Here is a 22375-nt window from a genome sequence, read left to right on the forward strand (position 1 = left end):
TCAGGTTAGACCGCTTTGCGGCCCCTGACCCTTTTCTGGACCGGCGGGGCGTGTCGCAGGTTCCGAACTTCCTTTATCATCGCCGCCCTGCCGGCGCCTGTTGCGCGCCAGCCGTAGTGGAGTGAGAGATGAATACCCTGTTCATGCATTGCCGGCCTGGTTTCGAGGGCGAGGTGTGCGCCGAAATCAGCGAACATGCTGCCCGCCTTGGCATTGCGGGCTACGCCAAAGGCAAGCCGCACAGTGCCAGCGCCGAGTTTGTCTGTACCGAAGAAGGCGGTGCCGAGCGGCTGATGGGGGCGTTGCGTTTCAGCGAGCTGATTTTCCCGCGGCAGTGGGCCCGGGGCGGTTATGTCGAGCTGCCGGAAAGTGACCGCATCAGTGTGTTGCTGGCACAGTTGGCCGAACTGCCGGTGTTTGGCAGCCTGTGGCTGGAAGTGCTGGACAGTAACGACGGCAAGGAATTGTCTACGTTCTGCCGCAAGTTCGAAGTGCCGCTGCGCAAAGCACTGGAAAAGGCCGGCCGCCTGGTTGACGATGCCAGCCGCCCACGCCTGCTGCTCACCTTCATCAGCGGCCGGCGGGTGTTTGCCGGTGTTGCCCCGGTCAACAACAGTGCGCTGTGGCCCATGGGTATTGCGCGCCTGAAATTCCCTCGCGAGGCGCCCAGCCGCTCGACCCTCAAGCTGGAGGAAGCGTGGCACCAGTTCATCCCGCGCGAGCAATGGGACCAGCGCCTGGGGGATGACATGACCGGCGTTGACCTGGGCGCCTCGCCAGGTGGCTGGACTTACCAGTTGGTGCGCCGGGGCATGCTGGTGACCGCCATCGACAACGGCCCGATGGCCGAAAGCCTGATGGACACTGGCCTGGTCCAGCACCTGATGGCTGATGGTTTTACCTGGCAGCCCAAGCAGCCGGTTGACTGGATGGTGTGCGACATCGTCGAGAAGCCGGCGCGCACCACCTCGCTGATCGAAACCTGGCTGGGGGAGGGGTTGTGCCGCGAGGCGGTGGTCAACCTGAAACTGCCGATGAAGCAGCGCTATGCCGAAGTGCGCCGGCTGCTCGACCGCATGGAGGCGACGTTCAAGGCGCGCAAGATCAGGGTGTCGATTGCCTGCAAGCAGCTGTATCACGACCGTGAGGAAGTGACTTGCCACCTGCGCCGGCTCGATCTGAAGCCGCGCTGAGCCCAGCGCGCTGTTCGCGCTCCAGCGGTAGCTCTTGTTCTAGCTCTTGCTTCGGTTTTTGCTTCTAAGCGCGCGGTAGTCCAGGCGACGCAGGTTGCGACTTCAGGAGGCCGAGCGCAGGGCTTGCGAAGGGAGGTGACGGGCATGGATGCCCGTCAAGCGCTGGGCCCCAGGATGGGGCCTGCAGCGCGGTCCTCCCGGGAGCAAGCCCGGAGCGAGGGGACCCCGGAGCGAAGCGCAGGGGCCGGATGATGGGAGCGGACGGCTTTGGTTACTTTGGCCAAGACCAAAGTAACCCGCCGGAAGGGCGGAAAGGTGACTCGGCGCCACCTGCGCGAACGAATGTCTACACTGTGTTGAGGCCCACCTCGCAAGAAGCTAAAAAGCGGATATGGCTGTTTTGGTGCATCGAACAGTCCGTTTGCGATGGTGACGCTGACTCACCTTTTCGCCCTTACGGCGAGTCACTTTTTGTCAGACGCGACAAAAAGTAACTAAAAAACGCTGCGCTCCGATCATCCGGCCCCTGCGCTGCGCTCCGGGGTCCCCTCACTCCGGCCTCGCTCCCGGGAGGATGGCGCTGCAGGCCCCATCCTGGGGCCCAGCGCTTGACGGGCATCCATGCCCGTCACCTCCCTTCGCAAGGCCTGCGTTCGGCCTCCTGAAGTCGCGAAGATCCAAGATCAAGATCAAGATCAAGATCAAGATCAAGAGCTGGGCCGGGGGGGGCGCAGCTGGGCATTTCTCAAGCGGTGCTTGGACCGCGTCGCGCTATGCGCGACAATGGCGATCATTTTCGGAGCCCCCCATGACCGATTTCACCCCCGACGCCATCCTCGATGCAACCGGCCTGAACTGCCCGGAACCGGTGATGATGCTGCACCAGCACGTGCGTGACCTGGCCGCTGGCGGCCTGCTGAAGGTCATCGCCACCGACCCGTCGACCCGCCGCGACATTCCCAAGTTCTGCAACTTCCTCGGCCACGAACTGCTGCAACAGCAAGAGGACGCCGGTACTTTCTTGTACTGGATCCGCAAGAAAGCCGACTGAAGCGCTCTGGAACACGCCCGACGTTGCGCCTACACTGCGTTCCCCAGACAGGAGAGCGCCATGCTGATAGTTGCCGACGAGAACATCCCGCTGCTCGATGCCTTCTTCCAGGGTTTCGGTGAAATCCGCCGTTACCCCGGCCGAAGCCTCGATGCCGCCAGCGTCAAGGACGCCGATATCCTGCTGGTGCGCTCGGTAACCAAGGTCGACCGCCAGTTGCTCGAAGGCAGCCGTGTACGGTTTGTCGGCACCTGCACCATCGGCACCGATCACCTGGACCTGGACTACTTTGCCCAAGCCGGCATTCGCTGGAGCAGTGCGCCGGGCTGCAATGCCCGCGGTGTGGTCGATTACGTGCTAGGCAGCCTGCTGACCCTGGCCGAGCTGGATGGAGCAGCACTGCCCGAACGCGTGTACGGGGTAGTGGGTGCGGGTGAGGTGGGTGGCCGCCTGGTGCGGGTGCTGCACGGCCTGGGGTGGAAGGTGCTGGTGTGCGACCCGTTGCGCCAGGCCGCCGAGGGCGGCAACTACGTTAGCCTGGAAACCATTGTGCAACAGTGCGATGTGATCAGCCTGCATACCCCGTTGCAGCGCGGTGGCGAGCACCCGACCTGGCACCTGTTGGGCCAGGCGCAGCTCGCGCAGTTGCGCCCGGGTGCCTGGCTGATCAATGCCAGCCGAGGCCCGGTGGTGGACAACGCCGCCTTGCGCGAGCTGCTGCTGGACCGTGAAGATGTGCATGCGGTGCTGGATGTGTGGGAGGGCGAGCCACAGGTCGACCTGCAATTGGCCGACCTGTGCACCTTGGCCTCGCCGCACATTGCCGGCTACAGCCTCGACGGCCGCCAGCGTGGCACGGCGCAGATCTACCAGGCGCTGTGCCGTTTCCTGGGGGTGCATGAGCAGGTGCAGCTGGCAGACTTGCTGCCCCGACCGCCGCTGGCGCAGATCGAGCTGGATGCCAGCACTGACCCGGCTTGGGCATTGGCGACCCTGTGCCGCGCCGTGTACGACCCACGACGCGACGATGCCGACTTCCGTCGCAGCCTGAGTGATGACCCGCAGCAGCAGCGTGCGGCGTTCGACCAGTTGCGCAAACAGTACCCGCCTCGGCGCGAGATCGAAGGGCTGGCGGTGCGCTTGCGTGGGGAGTCGCCGCAGTTGGCGCAGCTGGTCAGTGCCTTGGGGGCTGAGTTGGTCTGACAAGTTGGCAATTCCCCAGGTTTTTGCAGTCCCCTGTAGGCGCGGCGTACACCGGCTGTCAGGCAATAAAAACCCGGCGCATGCGCCGGGTTGCAAAAAATCCGCCGATTAACCTTTGCGTACGCGCTCGACCCGGCTTTCTTCCAGAGCCTTGCAGGCCTGCTGGATCATCTGCTCGGTGATAGGCACTTCGCGCCCCTTGCCGTCGATGATCGAACCGCACGCCTGTGATTGCGGGATGGTCTGGGGCTTCTGGTTGTCATTGCCATGCTGCAAGCTCATGCACTGTCTCCTCTTCAGGTTCAAGGTCAGGGTAGCCCTGCGCCGTGACTGGCCTGTGACAGCTTCTGTGTCACGGCAGCAACAGTCCAACAGAAACCCTGTGAAAGCTCCATGATCTGTTTAGACCAATGCGTTATAGCAACCTGCGTACACTCCACCGACCCGGATGAATGATAGTCTGCGGTTTCCCCGCCATTGTGGTCGCTGCCATGCCAGAATCGGTTTCTCCCCGCCAACGCCGTGCCTTACGCCTGGCTTGGCAGTTCGTCCGTCCGTACCGCCGCCAGGTGCTACTGGCCTTGTTGGCCCTGGTGGTCACTGCCGCCATCACCCTGTCCATGGGCCAGGGCATCCGCCTGCTGGTAGACCAGGGCTTCATGACCCGCTCCGCGCACCAACTCAACCAGACCATCGGGCTGTTCCTGCTGCTGGTGCTAGCCCTGGCAGTGGGCACCTTCAGTCGTTTCTACCTGGTGTCGTGGATTGGCGAGCGCTGCGTGGCCGATATCCGCCGTGCCGTGTTCGACCACCTGATCGGCCTGCACCCCGGTTTTTTTGAAGACAACCGCAGCTCCGAGATCCAGTCGCGACTGACCTCCGACACCACCTTGCTGCAATCGGTCATCGGCTCCTCGTTGTCGATGTTCCTGCGTAACGCGCTAATGGTCATTGGCGGTGTGGTGCTGCTGTTCATCACCAACCCCAAGCTCACCAGCATCGTGGTGGTGGCCCTGCCGCTGGTGCTGGCACCGATCCTGTTGTTCGGCCGGCGGGTGCGCAGCCTGTCGCGCCAGAGCCTGGACCGGGTGGCCGATGTGGGCAGCTACGTGGCCGAGACCTTGGGGCAGATCAAGACAGTACAGGCCTACAACCACCAGGCACATGACCGCGAGCGTTTCGCCGACACGGTCGAAGCCGCATTTGGCGTCGCCCGCAAGCGGATTGCCCAGCGTGCCTGGCTGATTACCTTGGTGATCGTGCTGGTGTTGGGGGCGGTGGGGGTGATGCTGTGGGTCGGCGGCATGGATGTAATTGCCGGGCGTATTTCCGCAGGCGAGCTGGCGGCTTTTGTGTTCTACAGCCTGATCGTCGGTAGCGCGTTCGGCACCCTGAGTGAGGTGATCGGCGAGCTGCAACGTGCGGCGGGTGCGGCCGAGCGTATCGCCGAACTGTTGGCGGCGCGCAGCGCGATCCTGCCACCCACCGTGGCGCAGGCGCTACCGCAGCAGCGGGCCAGCGGACATATCGAGCTGCAGCAGTTGGTATTCGCCTACCCGTCACGGCCCTCGGTGGCGGCTGTCGATGGCCTGAGCCTGGTCATCGAGCCTGGGCAGACCGTGGCCTTGGTTGGCCCTTCGGGGGCGGGCAAGTCGACCCTGTTCGATTTGTTGCTGCGCTTCTACGACCCCCAGCAAGGGTGCATCCTGCTCGATGGGCTGCCGGTTACCGAGCTGGATCCCGACCAATTGCGACGGCAGTTTGCCCTGGTGGCGCAAAACCCCTCACTGTTTCGTGGCACGGTGGAGGCCAATATCCGTTATGGCCGGCCCGAGGCGACCTTGGCGGAGGTCGAAGCAGCGGCGCATGGCGCCTATGCCGACGAATTTATCCGGCAGCTGCCGCAAGGCTACCAGACGCCCTTGGGCGAGGGCGGCATCGGCCTTTCCGGTGGCCAGCGCCAGCGCCTGGCGATTGCCCGTGCGTTGCTGGTCGATGCACCGATCCTGTTGCTGGATGAGGCCACCAGCGCGCTCGATGCGCAGAGCGAGCACCTGATCCAGCAGGCATTGCCCAGCCTGATGGCCGGGCGTACCACGCTGGTGATCGCCCATCGCCTGGCCACGGTGCAGCACGCCGAGCGCATCGCGGTCATCGACAAGGGGCGGGTGGTGGCGGTGGGCACCCACCGCCAGTTGATCGAGGAAAGCCCACTGTATGCGCGGCTGGCGGCCTTGCAATTCACAAGCGGCTAACGCGTCGTAAGCTTGTAACAATTTTGTAGCAATTGCCTGAGAGTATCTGGCTCAACTGTTGCGTAAGTGCTCGACCTGGCTGCCATTGCTTGATGGCAGCTTTTTTTTGGCCTGCCAACAAGGACATGGAATGTCTTACCTGGTGTTGCGGATGCGCGCCATTCCTTTCCTTCCGGTTTCGAGATCCACGATGTTGCGTAAATCCCTCAGAGTGCAAATTCTCTCGCTGCTTGGCGGTAGCCTGGTGGCGATGCTGCTGATCGCACTGGTGTGTTTCCAGTTTTTGTCGTCCAGCGTGCGCGGTTATGCTGAGTTGGTCGACGGGCCGCTTCGGGCCTCGCAACTGATTGACGAAGCCAACCTGCAGTTCAAGATCCAGGTGCAGGAATGGAAGAACGTGCTGCTGCGCGGGCGTCAGCCGGCTGAGCTGGACAAGTACTGGCAGCAGTTTCAGGCGCGCGAGCAACAGGTGCAGCAACTGCTCGGGCAATTGATCGACAGCAGCGACGCCAGGCTCAAGGCGCCGTTGCAGCAATTGCGTGATAGCCACCGACAGTTGGGCCAGGCCTATGCGCAGGGCCGTCAGGCCTTCGTCGCCGCGGGTGGCGACCCGGTCGCCGGCGATCGGGCGGTCAAGGGCGTGGATCGCGCAGCCAGTGAGCAGATGAGCGAACTGGTCGAGCAATTGCGTGCCGATGCCCGCCAGCGCGCGGCCAGTATCAGCGCCAGCGCCGAGCGCACGGTATGGCTGGGCCTGCTGGTGATGCTGGCCTCGGCGGTGACGGTGGGGCTGCTCAGCCTGTGGCTGGTGAACCGCAGCCTGATCGAGCCGATCCGCCAGCTGATCGAGTATGTTGCGCAGCTGAGCCAGGGCCGTTTTGCCGCCCGGGTGGACAGCCGCCGGGAGGATGAACTGGGGCGCCTGGCGCGGGCCGCCAATACCCTGCGCGACTTCCTCGCCGACACCGTCGGCCGGCTGAAGGACAATGCCCAGGAGCTGGAAGGAGCCAGCGGCCAGTTGCGCAGCATTGCCGGCTACATGGCCCGCGGCACCCATGACCAGTTCCAGCGTACCGACCAGGTGGCCACGGCCATGCACGAGATGTCTGCCACCGCTCAGGAAGTTGCCCGCCATGCTGCAGAAGCTGCCCGTGCGGCGGATGACGCCGACCACAGTGCCCAGGCCGGTGAGCAGGTCATGCAGCAGACTATCGACATCATTGGCGTGGTCAACCGCGAAATCGCCGGTACCGCAGCGGTGATCCGCGACCTGGAGCATGACAGCACCCGTATCGGCAAAGTACTGGAAGTGATCCGCGGTATTGCCGAGCAGACCAACCTGCTGGCGCTCAACGCGGCGATCGAAGCGGCCCGCGCTGGTGAGGCCGGGCGGGGCTTTGCGGTAGTGGCCGATGAGGTGCGCAGCCTGGCCCAGCGCACGGCAGCCTCGATTGCCGAGATCCATCAGATCATCGAAGCGGTGCAGTCGGGCGCGGTGGAAGCGGTGAAGGCCATCGAAAGCGGCCAGCAGCGAAGCGAAGAGGGGGCCGAGCAGGTGCAGCAGGCCGGGCAGATGTTGCAGCGCATCACCCTCGCGGTAGAGGCGATCCGCGACATGAACCGGCAGATCGCCACGGCGGCCGAAGAACAGACCAGCGTGGCCGAAGACATCTCGCGCAACCTCATCGAAATCACCCGTATTGCCACGGCCAACCAGGCGTCTGTGCAGTACACCGAGCAGGCGGGGCAACGCCTGCATGGGTTGTCGGGGCAACTGGGTGAAGTGACCTCGCGCCTGAGCGCCTGACAATTTCAGCGCAACAAAAAGCCCGCGCAAGGCGGGCTTTTTGAAAGGATCTGGTCGGAGAGACAGGATTCGAACCTGCGGCCTTCTCGTCCCGAACGAGACGCGCTACCTGGCTGCGCTACACTCCGATGAACAAAATCCTACTGCATCCGTTTTTTGCCCGCAAGCCCTTGTTGTTTAAAGGGCCATTGGCAAAAAAAGGTGTTTTTCACAGCTCTTTGACGGTGCGGATCTGGTCCTTGTTCAGGCGCGTGCGCTTACCGTCTAGCTGCTCGAATTCGTAGAAACCGGAGTCTTCGTCAAAGGACGGTTTGTCGGTTGCCTGGATCTCCCGGCCATCGTTCAGGGTGATGACGGTAGGGGTCGAGCAGCCAGCGAGGGCGCCCAGGCCCAGAGCGAGCAGGAAGGCGGGTAGGGTCCGTTTGATCATCGTGTTTCTCCAAGTGCGATGGTGCTAGATGACATTTATGACGCAGGACTTTAGTGCAAGTTCACTGCAAGTGCAGCATAGCGACAAATCTGTCCCCTTGATCCAGGGCAAGGCTGATGGGCGCAACGCCGGAAAAGGTACGCTGTGATATAACTGCGGCCATCTCATCCTGTTGTGACGGACACCCATGAAAGCCAAGGCAGATACCCCCTTCGTGGCGCTGAACATCGCCGTGCTGACGGTCAGCGACACCCGTACCTTCGACACCGACACCTCTGGCCAGCTGTTCGTCGACCGCCTGAGCGCCGCGGGCCACCACCTGGCCGAGCGTGTGCTGCTCAAGGACGACCTGTACAAGATTCGCGCCCAGGTCGCCACCTGGATTGCCGATGACAGCGTGCAAGTGGTGCTGATTACGGGCGGTACTGGCTTTACCGGCCGTGACAGCACACCCGAGGCGGTGGCCTGCCTGCTGGACAAGCAGGTCGATGGCTTTGGCGAGCTGTTCCGGCAGATATCCGTGGCCGATATTGGCACCTCCACCGTGCAATCGCGCGCCTTGGCCGGGCTGGCCAACGGCACGTTGGTCTGCTGCCTGCCGGGCTCTACCAATGCGGTGCGCACGGGCTGGGATGGCATCCTGGCCGAGCAGCTCGATGCACGCCATCGCCCCTGCAACTTCGTGGCGCACCTGAAGCAGGCAGCGGCCTGTGACAGCCGTGGCTGAGGTCAGCCAGGCCCGGCCGCTGATGCCGGTGGAGCAAGCCCTTGGGCAACTGCTGGCGCTGGCCGAAACGGCGCCAATCCGTGACATCGAGAACCTGCCGTTGGCCGAGGCCGAGGGCCGCGTACTGGCCACCGACCTGGTGGCCTCGCTCGACCTGCCGCCCTGGCCGAACAGTGCCATGGACGGCTATGCCTTGCGCAAGGCCGACTGGCAAGGCGAGCCTCTGCCGGTCAGCCAGCGGATCTTCGCCGGCCATGCGCCGCAGCCGCTGCAGCCAGGCACCTGTGCGCGCATTTTCACCGGGGCGCCTGTGCCCGAAGGTGCCGACTGCGTCGAAATGCAGGAAAACACCGAAGTGGTCGACGGCGGTCGGGTGCGCTTTCTCGCACCTTTGCAGGCTGATCAGAACATTCGCCCCCAAGGCCAGGAAACCCGCAAGGGCGAGCAGGTGATGAGCGCCGGTACCCGGCTGGGGCCGATCGAACTGGGCTTGGCGGCGACGCTGGGTCACGGCCGCCTGGACGTGGTGCGCAAGGTGCGGGTGGCGGTGCTGTCCACGGGAGACGAACTGGTCGAGCCTGGTCTGCCCTTGGGGCCGGGGCAAATCTACAACAGCAATCGTCGGCTGCTGGTCAGCTGGCTGCAGCGGCTGGGCTGCGATGTTGTGGATGCAGGCATCCTGCCGGATGACCTGGCGCTGACCCGCGCATGCCTGGCTTCGCTGGGCGACGTTGATTTGATCTTGTCTACCGGTGGTGTTTCGGTGGGCGAGGCCGACTACCTGGGCGCGGCGCTGCGCGAAGCCGGCGAACTGGCCTTGTGGAAGCTGGCGATCAAGCCGGGCAAGCCACTGACCTTCGGCCACTTCCAGGGCGTACCGGTGATCGGCCTGCCGGGTAACCCGGCCTCGACCTTGGTCACCTTTGGCCTGCTAACCCGGCCTTACCTGTTGCGCCGCCAGGGTGTGCCGGATGTCACGCCGCTGCGCTTCGATATGCCGGCAGGCTTTGACTGGCCCAAGCCTGGCACCCGGCGCGAGTACCTGCGTGCACGCATCGAGCACGGCCAGGTGCGTATCTACAAGAACCAGAGCTCCGGGGTGCTGCGTAGCGCGGCGTGGGCCGAGGGGCTGGTGGAAGTGCGTGAGGGCAGCACACTGAAACAGGGTGACAGCGTGCCGTTCATTCCCTTCAGCGAGCTACTTGGCTGAGCGGCCCAGCCAGGCACTGCCCAGTGGGGCGGCCTCTGACGGTGCTGCCTGGGTCAGGCGCATGTGCACATTCTCCAGCTGCTGTGCGGCTACGCTCCAGTCATGACGCTGGCGGGCCAACTGGCGCCCGGCAGCGCTCAACTGGCTCATGCGCCAGGGCTGGTTGAGCAGTTGGGTGATCAGCAGGGCCAGCTGGTCGCCGTCATCACTGCCCAGGTAGTGCTCACCATTGTTTGCGCTCAGGCCCGATACGCCTTTGCCGGTTGTGATTACCGGCAGGCCTGCTGCCATGGCCTCGAGGATTTTTACCTTGGAGCCGCCGGCATAGCGCAGCGGCGCGAAGAACAGTGCCGAACGTTTTTGCAACTCACGCAGGTCAGGGCGGTAGCCGAACCATTCGATGCGCGGGTCGTTCCAGTGCAGTTTCCAGCTAGCCGGCAGGGCGTGCCCGGCTATTGCCAGGCGCACTGCCGGGTTGCTCATCCACACCTGCGGCATGATGTCCTCCAGCGCCCACTCGATGGCCTCCAGGTTGGCGCCATATTCGAAGTTGCCGACGAACAACAGGCGCTGGCTGTGTAGCGCGGGTTCCACGTGCTGGTAGAAATCACAGTCAACCCCATTGACCACTACGTTTACCGGCCGTCCGCTGATCTGCGCGATCAGCTCGGCATCGTGGGCGCTGACTGCCACCAGTTCGGTGGGCTGGCGGAGCACCCTGTGCTCCCAGCGGCGGTAGCGCCAGCGGTCGAAGGCGTTGAGAGGACGCAGCCACAAGGGCAGCCGGTCGTGGCAGGCCCCACCCATCACCGACTCCAGCGTGTGTTCGCTTAGCATGTAGGGCAGCCCGCGGGCCTGCAGCGCTTTTTCGAAGGGTTGAAAACTGTAGCTGTGCTCGATCTGGATCACGTCCCAGGGTTCGTCCAGCAATTGCTCGAAACGGTGCCGCAGACAAGGCGAAAGGCCGTTGATGATGGCCCGCATGGGGTAGTCGATGATTGGCGAAGCCAGCAGGTTCAACGGGCTGTGCAATGGCCGACGGGGTATTACGATCAGGCGTTCGAGCAGTGGCTCCAAGGCTTCGCGGGCTGCGTCGCTCAGGGGTATTTTTGACTGCGCCAACAGGGTAATGCGATGGCCCTTCTGCGCCAGTGCGCGTATCAGGTGGTATTGCCGGGTCTTGCTGCCACTGGTGGTTGGCCAGGGTAGATAGGGCAGTGTCCAGAGAATGCGCATGACCCGGAATCCTCGCTAAAGGCCGCGGATGTAAAGACGCGCCCATCGCCAGTGTGCTGAGTACCACTGCCGGGGCGCGTCCATGGCTAGGGTTCGGAGCCCCACACACAAGCGTCAAAAGACTGACTTGCCAGGGGGCGTTGTTTGCCTAGGTCAAAAACTTGTCAAATGTTCATTTTCTGAGCATAGCGCGCATTGTCGGGTGTGGGAAAAAGACCACGCACGCTTCGGTATTTTTTTGTGGGCATGCAACGATCCGCGGCCGTGTGTGGTCGAGATCTGGGTCGGTCAATTTCTCGGAGACGCGCGATGCAAGGGCGCAAGGCAATGCTGATTCTGCACGGCAAGCAGGCGATGAATGAAGAGCTGCGCAGCGCCGTGCTGGATCTGCGTGATACAGGCTGGGTGCTGGATGTGCGGGTCACCTGGGAGGCAGGTGACGCGCAGCGCCTGGTCGGCGAGGCGCTGACGGCTGGCTACAGCCATATCGTCGCTGGCGGTGGGGATGGCACTTTGCGGGATGTGGCCGAGGCCATGGGGCTGGCGGGCGCCGAAGCCAGCCTGGCGTTGTTGCCGCTGGGCACGGCCAACGATTTCGCCAAAGCCGCCGGCATACCCTTGGAGCCCGCTGCGGCACTGGCGCTGCTGAATGCGCCCGCGCAGGCCATTGACCTGGGCCAGGCCGGCGACCAGTTGTTCCTCAACATGGCCACGGGCGGGTTTGGTAGCCAGGTCACCGCCAACACCTCCGAAGACCTGAAAAAAGTGCTGGGTGCTGCGGCCTACCTGTTCACTGGCTTGTCACGTTTCAGCGAATTGCAGGCCGCTTCTGTTGAGCTGCAGGGGCCTGACTTCCATTGGCAGGGGAGCTTGCTGGCACTGGGTATCGGTAATGGTCGTCAGGCTGGGGGCGGTCAGGTGCTATGCCCCGACGCGGTGGTGAACGACGGCTTGCTCGACATCGCCATCCTGCCAGCGCCACAAGAGGTGGTTGGGGCGCTGCGTGACCTGCTGGCGGGTGACGGCCTGTTCGTTCGGGCCAGGTTACCTTGGGTCGAGATCAAGAGTGCCCAAGGGCTGGACATGAACCTTGACGGCGAGCCTTTGCAGGCCGACAACCTACGCTTCCAGGCCAGGCCTGCCGCGTTACGCCTGCACCTGCCGGCCGGGTCGCCATTGCTTAGTCATCCAGGCTGATGATTTTCTCGCGTACGGCGAACAGCACAAGCCCGGCCACGTCATGAATCTGCAGGCGCTTCATGATTTGCGAGCGGTGGGTTTCGACGGTCTTGATCGACAGGCCCAGGCCAGTGGCGATTTCCCGAGTGGCCTTGCCGCGTACGATCAGGCGCAGGATTTCCAGTTGGCGAGCAGTGAGGTTGTGCCGCTCGCCAGCAGCTTGCTTGCCATTCTTGGTGTGCCGTAGGGCCTGGTTGATGACCGTATGGGCGATGGCCGGGCTTAGGTAGCGTTCGCCGTTGCGTACCGCACCAAGGGCTTGTTCCAGCTCGGTGGCACTGGTGTCTTTGAGCAGGTAGCCGTGGGCGCCGCTTTCCAGAGCTCGCATGATCAGGTCCGGGTCAGTGTGCATCGACAGGATCAGTACCTTGCACGGACTGCCGCTTGCCCGCAGTTGGGTGAGTGCATCCAGGCCGCTGGTCGAACGCATGGAGATGTCCAGCAAGACGATGTCGGGCGCCAGCGCGCGCACGTTGTCGAGCAGTTGGCTGCCGTCGTCTGCTTCCCCGATGACGTCATACCCAGGAATGTCGCAGACCAGTGCGCGCACACCGGCGCGGATCAGCGAGTGGTCGTCTACCAGCAAAAGTCTACAGATCATGGGTGTTCGTACTCCCGGCACGTTGCTGAGTACGCGCAGGCCAAGGGAACACTGCCTCGATACGCGTGCCAAGGCCGCGCTGGCTGGTGATGTCGAGGCTACCCTGCAATGCGGTGACCCGCTCCTGCATGCCGGCCAGGCCACGCTGGCCAGCTGCGGCGGGGTGCCGCGTCGGGACGAACCCACAGCCATCGTCCTGAATCGACAACGCCAGCCCCTCTGGGGTGCGCTGCAGCTGGATGATCAGGTTGCCTGCCTGGGCGTGGCGCAGCATGTTGGTCACCGCTTCCTGGGTAATGCGAAACACCGCCATGGCCACTGCCTCGTCGATGCCGCCCAGGCGTTGGTTGCACGCCAGGCTCCAGTGCACGTCGCTGTTGGCCAGGGTGCGCACCAGGTGCGCGCGCAGGCTGGCTTCAAGGCCAAGACTGGCCAATTGCCGAGGGTTGAGCAGGGCGGACACGTCGCGCACGTTGCCCAAGGTGTCATCCAGTGTGCTGCGCAGGGTGTTGCAGTGGCTCTGCAGTTCGTCTGGCATGCGCCGTTGCAACCACTGCAGTTGCAGCTTGGCAGCGGTCAGCATCTGACCGATGTCGTCATGCAGTTCGCGGCTTAAGTGCTGGCGCTCGTCTTCCTGGACCTTGAGCATACGCTCGGCCAGTTCCGCCGGGCGCAGGCTGATCGACCTTGCGCCCAGGGCCAGATAGGCGACAGTGGCCAGCGTAGCGGCCAGTTGCAGAGCCAGCAGGCTGGCCGGGATTGCCTGCTGGGTAAAGTAGAGCACCAGATTGGCGACCAGCGAGGCCACGCATAGCGCGGCCGTGGCCCAAGGCAGCAGGGCAACGCGGGACCAGCAACGCAAAGAAGTCTTCAAGCGTGGGAGCATAGGTAGGGAAGCCACTGAAGTATTGCTGATGGAGGCCTTGCACAATGCTGCTCAGAGGCTTTGGCGCAGTACTTTCGATTTCTTTTCTGACACGTGATCGTTCAACCTTTATTCAGGTTGCAAGCGTTTGTGGGGGCGCATATTACCACTTCGCACTGTATCGGTCGCGGCTGGGTAACGCCTTGAAACGCCTGCGGGTGGGGCATTTGGCGGGTAGCAAAGTGCCACCCTTTGATCGCGCACTATGCACTTGTCGCTTAACTCGTGCGGTAATCATTCAACGTGGCCCCCGAGCATTTTTAGAACTTTTCAAGTTTGATCTTGGCGGGGCCTGAACGAGCAGGCTTAGTTGCCTTTTGTATCTGGTTAATACGGTGGATTCGACCGGCCGGGGCGTGTGCCGGCTGCCACAGTGGTGTGCGAGTGCAGGCACACGCTGCCTTGCTCGTCGCAGGAAGCACAGGACGGCGCAATGGGTTGCTGCACGACCTTGGCCAGGTTTTTCAGCAACACCAGTTGTTCGCCGATGTCCAGGTTCAGCCGCCCGGTACGGGCATCGACCAGTTCCAGTTGCCAGGCCAGCAAGGTCAGGCAGGCCTCTAGCGCGGGCAGGGCTTCACGTTGCAGGCGACCGCGGTGACAGGCGGGGGCGAGCAACTGTTGCAGGGCGTTGGTGTAATGGGCGACTTCACGCAGGCCCAGGCGCGTGGCCTGCCGGGCAAGGTTATCGAGGGTACTGTCCAGGCAGCGGCAGGCATCCGGATCATTGTCGATCAGTTCCAGATGCTGCAGGCATTCCTGAGCCTGGGTCAGCAATATCTGTGCATCCAGCAGGTAATTCTGCAGGGCTTCATCGAACGATAAGGCAGTGTCCATGATCAGGTCCCCGCGCGTGGTGCAGGCGCAGGGGGCGGGCACGCCGAAACGATAGCTAGCAAAAGCCTGACTCCATTCATGCATTGAGAATGGCGTCACATTAATGGCTAAAGGATATCGCGAACATCAGGTTACACCCGATTGCAGCTAAGGGTTTCCCTGATGCCGGGCTAAGGAGGGGAACTTTTGTAGCACCCGCTGAATTCCCATGGAATGCCCGCAGTAAAGCATGATGGTAAAGTGATATCAATTGCCTTCACGGCATTTTCCCGCAAGGGTCAAGGTGCACGTGAAGCCGCCGATACAGGGTGGATGTTTTCACTTTTTTGACTCAAGCCTGGGGGTTTTCCAATGGCTGGCATTCTCGACACAGTAGACCAACGCACGCAACTGGTGGGTGAGAACCGCCTGGAAATTCTGATGTTTCGCCTGGCCGGCCGCCAGTTGTTCGCGATCAACGTGTTCAAGGTGCAGGAGGTGCTGCAAATGCCCAAGCTCACCCTGATGCCCCAGCGCCACGCCTTCGTCTGCGGGGTGGTCAACCTGCGTGGCCAGACCCTGCCGGTGATCGACCTGTCCCAGGCGATCGGCATGCGCCCGCTGCAGCCGGGGCCGGACAGCACCATCATCGTCACCGAGTACAACCGTTCGGTTCAGGCCTTCCTGGTGGGCGGTGTCGACCGCATCGTCAACATGAACTGGGAGTCGATCATGCCGCCGCCTGCCAGCGCCGGGCGCCAGCACTACCTGACTGCCATCACCAAGGTCGATGAAAAGCTGGTGGAGGTGATCGACGTGGAGAAGGTGCTGGCCGAGATCGTGCCGTACAACGCCCGGGTCTCTGGCGATAAACTCGCCGACCCGGTGCTGGCCCGTGCCCGTGGCCGCGAGGTGCTGCTGGTGGACGACTCCAGTGTGGCCCTGGCGCAGTTGCGTGACACCCTGTCCCAGCTGGGCATGAAGCTACATGTGGCCAGCGATGGCCTGAAGGCGCTGCGCATGCTCAAGGCCTGGGCCGATGCGGGTGAGGACGTGTGCGAGAAGCTGCTGATGGTGTTTACCGACGCCGAAATGCCGGAAATGGACGGCTACCGGCTGACCACCGAGATCCGCAGTGATGCGCGGCTGCGCCAGCTCTATGTGGTGCTGCATACCTCACTGTCAGGCAGCTTCAATGAATCCATGGTGAAGAAGGTGGGGTGCGACAACTTCCTGTCCAAGTTCCAGCCCGACCGCCTGGTCGATGTGGTCAAGCAACGCCTGCTGCTGGATACCGCCACTGCGTGAACGTTGGGCCGGCCAGGTATAAGCTTGGTGTTTGGCATGATGCGAGGCTGCAGGGATGTTTCTCAGTGAGTTGTATCGATACCCGGTGAAGTCGGGGCAGGCGCAAAGCCTGCAGGCTTCACGGGTGGGTTTGCTGGGGTTGCAAGGCGACCGCCGCTGGATGGTGGTCGAGGAAGAAAATGGACGCTTCCTGACCCAGCGGGCCTGGCCGCACCTTGGCCAGCTCCAGGCGTGCGACGACGACGAGGGCCAGTTGTTGCTGCAGGCGCCCGGGCGGGTGCCGTTGCGGGTGCCCGTGCCCGCTACCGATGAGGCCCTGCGCGGCGTGACGATCTGGCGCGACACCCTGCGGGTGCCGGATGCCGGCGACGCGGCAGCCGCCTGGTTGACCGCGTTGCTGGGCAAGCCCGTGCGCCTGGTGTATTGCCCGGAGCAGCGCGCACGTTACCTGCCCAATGGTTATGGCTTCAACAGTGATCGGGCGGCGTTTCCCGACGGTTTCCCCTTGCTGCTTATCGGGCAGGGCTCGCTGGACGAGCTCAACCGGCGTATTGGCCGGCCCATGGAAATGTTGCGCTTTCGACCCAACCTGGTGGTGCGGGGGGCTGAACCATTTGCCGAGGATGGCTGGAAGCGAATCCGCATCGGCAACCTGGAATTTCGCGTGCTCAAGCCCAGTGTGCGGTGCATCTTTACCACGATAGACCCGGCAACCGGGCAGCGCAGTGCGGACCGCGAGCCGATGGTCACGCTCAAGACCTTTCGCGAGAAGGAGGGGGATGTACTGTTTGGCCAGAACCTGGCAGTGGATGGCAGCGGGTGGCTTGAAACAGGAATGCAGGTGGAAGTTCTGGAGTGAATGTGCCGCCTGAACCGGCCCTATCGCTGGCTTGCCGGCGATAGGGCCGGTTCAGGTTCAGCAGGCCTTACATGTCATCGAAATACCGCTCATGCCAATCCACCAGCGGCTGCGGCGAATTCAGCTTCTGCCCGTAGATCACCGAATACGACAGCACGTTCTGCACATATTGGCGCGTTTCGTCGAACGGGATCGATTCCACCCACACATCGAAGCTCAGGTGTTTGGCGCCTTTCAGCCACTGCCGAACGCGCCCGGGCCCGGCGTTGTAGGCCGCCGAGGCCAGCACCCGGTTGCCGTTGAACTGGCCGTGCACCTGGCTCAGGTAGGCCGCACCCAGCTGGATATTCTTGTCCGGGTTCAGCACCTGCGCCGGTGATGCCAGCGGGATGCTGAACTTGCGCGCGGTTTCTTTGGCGGTGGCCGGCATAAGCTGCATCAGGCCGCTGGCGCCCACCGGCGAGCGCGCATCCTCCATGAATGCGCTCTCTTGGCGGGTGATGGCGAATACCCAACTCGAATGCAGGCCGCGGACTTTGGCTTCGCGCACCAGGGTGTCGCGATGGGCCATCGGGAAACGGATGTCCAGGTCGTCCCAGTATTGCGCCTGGCTGATCGTGCGGATGGCCGGGAAGTACCAACGCAGCTCATAGCCCAAGCGAGCCTGGGCAACCATTTCGTCGCGGGTGAAGTGGCGGCTGACGTGGTACCACTCGCGACGGCCCTCCACGATCTGGCCGCGGGCGTGGAACTCCAGGGCACGCTGAATGCCGGGTGTGTTGCGGACCTTCTTGACCAGTTGCGGGCTCAGCAACAACGGCTTGTTGTTCAACTGGTACGGCGTCTGTGCCCGGTCGGCGGCGAGGAAGCCGTAGAAGTCCCGCTCACGTGCCACGGTCTTGTACAGCAGGGGGATCTGCGGGTTGTTCGGCTGGGCCAGTTCCAGGCTGCGTGCCTGCCAGTATTTCCACCGGCTGCTGCTGGCCAGGTCCTGGGGCAGGCGCTTGGTCAGCTCGTAGGCGTCTTCCCAGCGGCCCAGGCGCAGCAGCAGGCGCAGGCGCCATTCGCTGACGGTGTTGTCGCGAAGCTCGGGGTCGTAGCGGGTCATCAGGTCGAGCGCGCGCGGGTCGTAGCGACGTGCCAGGGTCAGGCCGATCTCGCGGGCGATGGCAACCTTCTCATCGCGGGAAAAGTGCATGCGCTGGGCGTAATCGTCGAGCAGTGCCATGGCCCGGTCCGGGTCTTGCCGTGCAAGACGGCGCAGGCCGAGGCTGACGACGTCGGACATGGCGTCGTTGGCCGGGGTAAAGCGCGACGGCTGGCCGAGCAGCTCAGGCTTCTGCGCCACATCGACCAGCAGGCGCCCCTGCGGGCCTAGCGTGGTCAGCGTCTTGACCAGGTTGTTGGCCAGGGCGTAGTTGCGGGCCTGGGCCGCCAGCTTGGTGCGTTCCCAGCGTTTGGCCTCGGTCAGTTGGCCTTCCGCCGCCCACATGCCGAACAGCGTGTCGCAGGCGGCAGGCTGCGACTTGCCGACGTTCCACAGTTTGTCGGCTGTGGCGTAGCCCTCGGCGCGCAGTCCATGGCTGAGCTGATACTGGCCATTGAGGCAGTCCAGTTCGGTGAAGTTGAGTTTTGGGTCGTAGTATTTGACGAAAGTATCCCATTCGCCGCGTTCGGCCAGCCAGCGTAGCCAGCGCAGTTTCATCCAGTTGGCCTGGGGCAGGTCGCCATGCTTGGCGAGAAAGCCTTCGATCTCCTGGTTGCTGGCGCTTTTGAGGCGGGCGGTAAGCTCGTCGTAGGCCAGGTACGGTGTGAGCGGGTAGTCGCTCAGGGCTTGCGCATAGCGCAAGTACGGGCCTTTGTCGCCTTTGGCCAGCGCACGCTTGGCCTCGTCGTAGTACTGGCGTTGCTGGGTGAGGTCGGTGGCCTGCGCCGCGCAGGTGGCAGCGGTGAGCAGCAGGCATGATGCAATGTGTAACAGGCGGCTGCGCATGATACGTCCGGGCAGTAGAACCATGGGGAAGTGACGGCGGAGCCAGCACTGTTGGAAGCGATTGCCCTTAGCTTAGCTGTTTGCCGGCGGCGGGTGAAAGCACTGTGCTTGTATCGGGATATTAACTTCGACCAGATGTCGCAAAGCGGTCGCCGGGTGGCCAAGCGGATGCCGTCGAGGGCCAAGTCAGGTAGAATGCGCGCCCGATTTATGGAGACCAACATGACCCTGCTCAAATTCAGCGATGTGTCCCTCGCATTCGGCGCCATGCCGCTGCTGGACAAAGTGTCCTGGCAGATCGCTCGTGGTGAGCGGGTGTGCATCATCGGCCGCAACGGTACTGGCAAGTCCAGCATGCTGCGCCTGGTCAAGGGCGAGCAGAAGGGTGACGACGGTGAAGTCTGGCGTGCCCCGGGCCTGAAGATCGGCGAGCTGCCGCAGGAACTGCCGGTGGCCGACGAGCGCACGGTGTTCGATGTGGTGGCCGCAGGCCTGGATGGCGTCGGCGAGCTGCTGGCGCAGTTCCACCACCTGAGCATGAATATCCAGAACGACGAAGACCTGGAAAAACTCATGCACGTCCAGCACGAGCTGGAAGCCCGTGATGGCTGGCGCCTGCAACAAGTGGTGGAGAGCACCCTGAGCCGCCTGCAGTTGCCGGCCGACAAGACCCTGGCCGAGCTGTCTGGTGGCTGGCGCCGCCGTGTGCTGCTGGCCCAGGCGCTGGTGTCCGAGCCCGACCTGCTGCTGCTCGACGAGCCGACCAACCACCTGGACATCGGTGCGATTGCCTGGCTCGAAGAGGCCCTGCGCAGTTTCAACGGCGCGGTGTTGTTCATCACCCACGACCGGTCCTTCCTGCAGAACCTGGCCACCCGCATCCTTGAACTGGACCGCGGCGGCCTGATTGACTGGAACGGTGACTACGCCAGCTTCCTGGTGCACAAGGAGGCCGCACTGGCCGCCGAAGAAACTGCCAATGCGCTGTTCGACAAGCGCCTGGCTCAGGAAGAAGTGTGGATTCGCCAAGGCATCAAGGCACGCCGCACCCGGAACGAAGGGCGTGTGCGGGCATTGAAAGCCTTGCGTGTGGAGCGTGGCGAGCGCCGCGAGCGCCAGGGCAAGGCCAACATCCAGATCGAGGCGGCGGAAAAATCCGGCAAGCAGGTGATGGTGCTGGAAAACGTCAGCTTCCATCACGCCGACGGGCCGATGCTGGTCAAAGACTTTTCCATGGTCTTGCAGCGTCAGGACCGGATCGGCCTGCTGGGGGCCAACGGCACCGGCAAGACCACCCTGCTCAAGCTGATGCTCGGCGGCCTGGAGCCCACTTCGGGCAAGGTCGAGCGCGGCACCAAGCTGGAAGTGGCCTACTTCGACCAGATGCGCCACCAGCTCGAGCTGGAAAAGACCGTGATCGACAACCTGGCCGAAGGCCGTGATTTTATCGAGATCGACGGCCAGAACCGCCACGTGCTGAGCTACCTGGGCGACTTCCTGTTCAGCCCTCAGCGTGCCCGCACGCCGGTCAAGGCACTGTCGGGTGGCGAGCGTGCCCGCCTGCTGCTGGCAAAGCTGTTCAGCAAGCCGGCCAACCTGCTGGTACTCGACGAACCGACCAACGACCTGGACGTGGAAACCCTCGAGCTGCTCGAGGAAGTGCTGTCCAACTACAAGGGCACCGTGCTGATGGTCAGCCACGACCGGGCCTTCCTCGACAACGTCGTCACCAGCACGCTGGTGTTCGAAGGCGAGGGCAAGGTGCGTGAGTACGTGGGCGGCTACGAGGACTGGATTCGCCAGGGCGGCTCGCCAAAGCTGCTGGGTGTGACCGAGAGCAAGGGCGGCAAGTCCGAACTCAACAGCGCAGTGGTGGAAAAAGTCGAGGACAAGCCCGCGCCTGTTGCTGCGCCGGTGGCGGAAGAGGCGTCGAAGAAGAAGCTCAGCTACAAGCTGCAGCGTGAGCTGGAGATGCTGCCAGGGCAGATCGACGAAGTTGAGCAGCGTATGGCTGAGGCCCAGGAAGAAGTGAATGCGGCGGGCTTCTATCAGCGGCCGATTGCGGAAACTTCGGCAGTGCTTGCGAAGATCGAGAAGCTACAGGGTGAGCTGGATGCGCTGGTAGAGCGCTGGGCCGAGCTGGAAGGCTGATCGGCTTTAACCTGTACCGGCCTCTTCGCGGGGCAAGCCCGCCCCCACAGGTATCGCGGCGCGGTCACTGTGGGAGCGGGCTTGCCCCGCGAAGAGGCCGGTACAGGTTAAGTCATTCTTTCTTCTGCAACCGCACCGCCAGCACATCGCACGGCGCACCATGCAGCACGTCATTGGCGGTGGAACCCAGCAGCAGCGCCAGGCCATGGCGGCCATGGCTGCCGACCACGATCAGGTCGCAATTCTGTTCCTTGGCCAGTTGGTGGATTTCCTGGCGCGGTTGGCCGTAGGTCAGGTGGGAATCGCCGCGCTGGATGTCCGGGTATTTGTTGAACAGGCGGTCCATGCGCTCCTTGGCCTGGTCGAACTGTTGCTGTTGCAACTGCGACAGGTCCATCGGTACGTCACCGCCGAATGCCATGGCCATCGGCTCGACGATGTGCACCAGGGACACCTTGGCGCCTGAGGGCTCGGCGAGCTTCATGGCACGCTTGATCACCGGGTCGCATTCTTCGGTCAGGTCGACGGCGACCAACAAATGTTCATATTGCATGAGCGGTACTCCTGGCAATCGCGATAGAAGAAGTATGGTCGCTTTCGGGCGGGTCTACCGTGAAAAATGGCTAACCAGCTCATTTGCAACGCTTTATGGGAACTACTGATATGACGGTATTGCTGGTGGTGTCAATCCTTGCGCTGATTCTCAGCCCGCTTTCCTGGCTGCGAGGCTCGCGCAAGCAGAGCGAGCAGATGAAGTTGCGGCTGGAGGCCCGGCGCATGGGGTTGGCCATGCAACTGGCGCCGCAGCAGTGGCCGCACTGGCTCGAAATGGAGCCGCCAAGCCCTTGCCCGCAATACCACCGGGCGCGGCGTCGCGGGCATGAGGACAGCTTCAGCTTCTGGCAGGTCACCCCAGGGGTGTGGTGGAACCAATGGCGCGAGCGCTGCGAAGATCCTCGCTTCATCGAGGCCTTGGCGCGCTTGCCGGCGAGCGTCTACAAGGTCGAAGCCGACGCGCGGATGATCGCCCTGTACTGGACTGAACGGGGTGATACGGCTGTATTGCAGGATGTTGCCTACGTCCTCGAAACCCTGGCCTGAAACCTCGTGGGGCCACGTCGTACCCGTAGGAGCAGCCTTGTGCTGCGAAGAGGCCGGTATGCCTGATAGTACTGTTCCGGGCGTATCGGCCTCTTCGCCGCACAAGGCGGCTCCCACAGGTACGGCGCAGGCGTTCAGGGCTTTAAACGACAAAGCGGCGGCTTGGCAGAACCCTGAAGGGGTGGGGTGCCAAGTCGCCGCTTTGCGTTTCTGCTACGCAGAAAAGGCCAGGCAGGCCGGGTATTCATTCAAGCAAGTGCCAGTGTAGCC

General features: G+C 63.1%; 20 protein-coding genes, 1 tRNA gene and 1 pseudogene. 13 read left to right on the top strand and 9 right to left on the bottom strand.

Annotated features, from left to right (window positions below):
* The first annotated feature begins 128 nt into the window (after nucleotides 1-128).
* The 3 genes from rlmM to pdxB all read left to right on the top strand — a co-directional run bounded on the left by rlmM (nucleotide 129) and on the right by pdxB (nucleotide 3447).
* Nucleotides 129-1193, top strand: a complete 1065-nt coding sequence (gene rlmM, locus OZ911_RS07960; protein ID WP_016485617.1) for a 23S rRNA (cytidine(2498)-2'-O)-methyltransferase RlmM — start codon at nucleotides 129-131, stop codon at nucleotides 1191-1193.
* A gap of 808 nt (nucleotides 1194-2001) precedes the next feature.
* Nucleotides 2002-2244, top strand: coding sequence for a sulfurtransferase TusA (gene tusA, locus OZ911_RS07965; RefSeq protein WP_016500764.1), 243 nt, complete (start codon nucleotides 2002-2004; stop codon nucleotides 2242-2244).
* A gap of 60 nt (nucleotides 2245-2304) precedes the next feature.
* Entirely contained in the window at nucleotides 2305-3447 is a 1143-nt protein-coding gene (gene pdxB / locus OZ911_RS07970; protein ID WP_023048914.1) for a 4-phosphoerythronate dehydrogenase PdxB, read from the top strand.
* Between the two features lie 108 nt (nucleotides 3448-3555).
* Here pdxB and OZ911_RS07975 read toward each other — a convergent pair whose 3' ends face one another.
* Nucleotides 3556-3729, bottom strand: coding sequence for a PA1571 family protein (locus OZ911_RS07975; RefSeq protein WP_016485621.1), 174 nt, complete (start codon nucleotides 3727-3729; stop codon nucleotides 3556-3558).
* A 209-nt stretch (nucleotides 3730-3938) separates the two neighbouring features.
* Between OZ911_RS07975 and OZ911_RS07980 the strand changes: the two genes are divergently transcribed.
* The 3 genes and pseudogenes from OZ911_RS07980 (at nucleotide 3939) to OZ911_RS28945 (ending at nucleotide 7509) form a co-directional block, all read left to right on the top strand.
* Nucleotides 3939-5702, top strand: coding sequence for an ABC transporter transmembrane domain-containing protein (locus tag OZ911_RS07980; protein ID WP_024717342.1), 1764 nt, complete (start codon nucleotides 3939-3941; stop codon nucleotides 5700-5702).
* 763 nt (nucleotides 5703-6465) lie between these two features.
* A pseudogene (locus tag OZ911_RS28940) lies at nucleotides 6466-6576 on the top strand (hypothetical protein); the annotation flags it as partial.
* A gap of 228 nt (nucleotides 6577-6804) precedes the next feature.
* Nucleotides 6805-7509 carry a methyl-accepting chemotaxis protein gene (locus OZ911_RS28945; protein ID WP_371855230.1) on the top strand — a complete coding sequence of 235 codons (705 nt, stop codon included), beginning with the start codon at nucleotides 6805-6807 and terminating at the stop codon, nucleotides 7507-7509.
* A gap of 51 nt (nucleotides 7510-7560) precedes the next feature.
* Here the strand turns inward: OZ911_RS28945 and OZ911_RS07990 are convergent.
* A tRNA-Pro gene (locus tag OZ911_RS07990) sits at nucleotides 7561-7637 on the bottom strand.
* A gap of 80 nt (nucleotides 7638-7717) precedes the next feature.
* Nucleotides 7718-7939, bottom strand: coding sequence for a YgdI/YgdR family lipoprotein (locus tag OZ911_RS07995; RefSeq protein ID WP_016485624.1), 222 nt, complete (start codon nucleotides 7937-7939; stop codon nucleotides 7718-7720).
* A 187-nt stretch (nucleotides 7940-8126) separates the two neighbouring features.
* On the opposite strand from OZ911_RS07995, the gene moaB reads away from it, so the two are divergent.
* Both moaB and OZ911_RS08005 read left to right on the top strand, forming a co-directional pair.
* Nucleotides 8127-8666 (top strand): molybdenum cofactor biosynthesis protein B, encoded by a 540-nt coding sequence (gene moaB / locus OZ911_RS08000; protein ID WP_016485625.1) that lies wholly within the window; start codon nucleotides 8127-8129, stop codon nucleotides 8664-8666.
* Nucleotides 8650-9876, top strand: a complete 1227-nt coding sequence (locus tag OZ911_RS08005) for a molybdopterin molybdotransferase MoeA (RefSeq protein ID WP_023048916.1) — start codon at nucleotides 8650-8652, stop codon at nucleotides 9874-9876. The genes moaB and OZ911_RS08005 overlap by 17 nt, the downstream gene beginning before the upstream one ends.
* On the opposite strand, the gene OZ911_RS08010 is transcribed toward OZ911_RS08005, so the two are convergent.
* Nucleotides 9865-11112 carry a glycosyltransferase family 4 protein gene (locus OZ911_RS08010; protein ID WP_016485627.1) on the bottom strand — a complete coding sequence of 416 codons (1248 nt, stop codon included), beginning with the start codon at nucleotides 11110-11112 and terminating at the stop codon, nucleotides 9865-9867. The genes OZ911_RS08005 and OZ911_RS08010 overlap by 12 nt on opposite strands.
* Before the next feature lie 309 nt (nucleotides 11113-11421).
* Here OZ911_RS08010 and yegS point away from each other — a divergent pair, with 309 nt between their 5' ends.
* Nucleotides 11422-12309 (top strand): lipid kinase YegS, encoded by an 888-nt coding sequence (gene yegS / locus OZ911_RS08015; protein ID WP_016485628.1) that lies wholly within the window; start codon nucleotides 11422-11424, stop codon nucleotides 12307-12309.
* Here yegS and OZ911_RS08020 read toward each other — a convergent pair.
* The 3 genes from OZ911_RS08020 to OZ911_RS08030 form a co-directional block, all read right to left on the bottom strand.
* Complete coding sequence (locus OZ911_RS08020) at nucleotides 12293-12952, bottom strand: response regulator (protein WP_016485629.1); 660 nt, start codon at nucleotides 12950-12952, stop codon at nucleotides 12293-12295. The two genes, yegS and OZ911_RS08020, sit on opposite strands and share 17 nt — an antisense overlap.
* Nucleotides 12942-13838 (bottom strand): sensor histidine kinase, encoded by an 897-nt coding sequence (locus OZ911_RS08025; RefSeq protein WP_016485630.1) that lies wholly within the window; start codon nucleotides 13836-13838, stop codon nucleotides 12942-12944. The genes OZ911_RS08020 and OZ911_RS08025 overlap by 11 nt, the downstream gene beginning before the upstream one ends.
* Before the next feature lie 366 nt (nucleotides 13839-14204).
* Nucleotides 14205-14714: a hypothetical protein gene (locus OZ911_RS08030; protein ID WP_024717340.1), complete on the bottom strand. Its 510-nt coding sequence runs from the start codon at nucleotides 14712-14714 to the stop codon at nucleotides 14205-14207.
* Nucleotides 14715-15065: 351 nt separating this feature from the next.
* Here OZ911_RS08030 and OZ911_RS08035 point away from each other — a divergent pair, with 351 nt between their 5' ends.
* Both OZ911_RS08035 and OZ911_RS08040 read left to right on the top strand, forming a co-directional pair.
* Entirely contained in the window at nucleotides 15066-16001 is a 936-nt protein-coding gene (locus tag OZ911_RS08035; protein WP_016485632.1) for a chemotaxis protein CheV, read from the top strand.
* A 55-nt stretch (nucleotides 16002-16056) separates the two neighbouring features.
* Nucleotides 16057-16860, top strand: a complete 804-nt coding sequence (locus OZ911_RS08040; protein WP_016485633.1) for an MOSC domain-containing protein — start codon at nucleotides 16057-16059, stop codon at nucleotides 16858-16860.
* Nucleotides 16861-16927: 67 nt separating this feature from the next.
* Here the strand turns inward: OZ911_RS08040 and OZ911_RS08045 are convergent, their stop codons facing one another.
* Nucleotides 16928-18853: a transglycosylase SLT domain-containing protein gene (locus tag OZ911_RS08045; RefSeq protein ID WP_016485634.1), complete on the bottom strand. Its 1926-nt coding sequence runs from the start codon at nucleotides 18851-18853 to the stop codon at nucleotides 16928-16930.
* Between the two features lie 222 nt (nucleotides 18854-19075).
* Between OZ911_RS08045 and OZ911_RS08050 the strand changes: the two genes are divergently transcribed.
* Nucleotides 19076-21004, top strand: a complete 1929-nt coding sequence (locus OZ911_RS08050) for an ATP-binding cassette domain-containing protein (protein ID WP_016485635.1) — start codon at nucleotides 19076-19078, stop codon at nucleotides 21002-21004.
* 112 nt (nucleotides 21005-21116) lie between these two features.
* On the opposite strand, the gene OZ911_RS08055 is transcribed toward OZ911_RS08050, so the two are convergent.
* The gene (locus OZ911_RS08055; protein WP_016485636.1) at nucleotides 21117-21557 is read right to left on the bottom strand and encodes a universal stress protein; all 441 of its coding nucleotides are present in this window, start codon (nucleotides 21555-21557) and stop codon (nucleotides 21117-21119) included.
* A gap of 110 nt (nucleotides 21558-21667) precedes the next feature.
* Between OZ911_RS08055 and OZ911_RS08060 the strand changes: the two genes are divergently transcribed.
* Nucleotides 21668-22105, top strand: coding sequence for a hypothetical protein (locus tag OZ911_RS08060; protein WP_023048967.1), 438 nt, complete (start codon nucleotides 21668-21670; stop codon nucleotides 22103-22105).
* Nucleotides 22106-22375 lie beyond the last annotated feature (270 nt).

The sequence above is a fragment of the Pseudomonas fortuita genome, assembly GCF_026898135.2.
Taxonomy (GTDB): domain Bacteria; phylum Pseudomonadota; class Gammaproteobacteria; order Pseudomonadales; family Pseudomonadaceae; genus Aquipseudomonas; species Aquipseudomonas fortuita.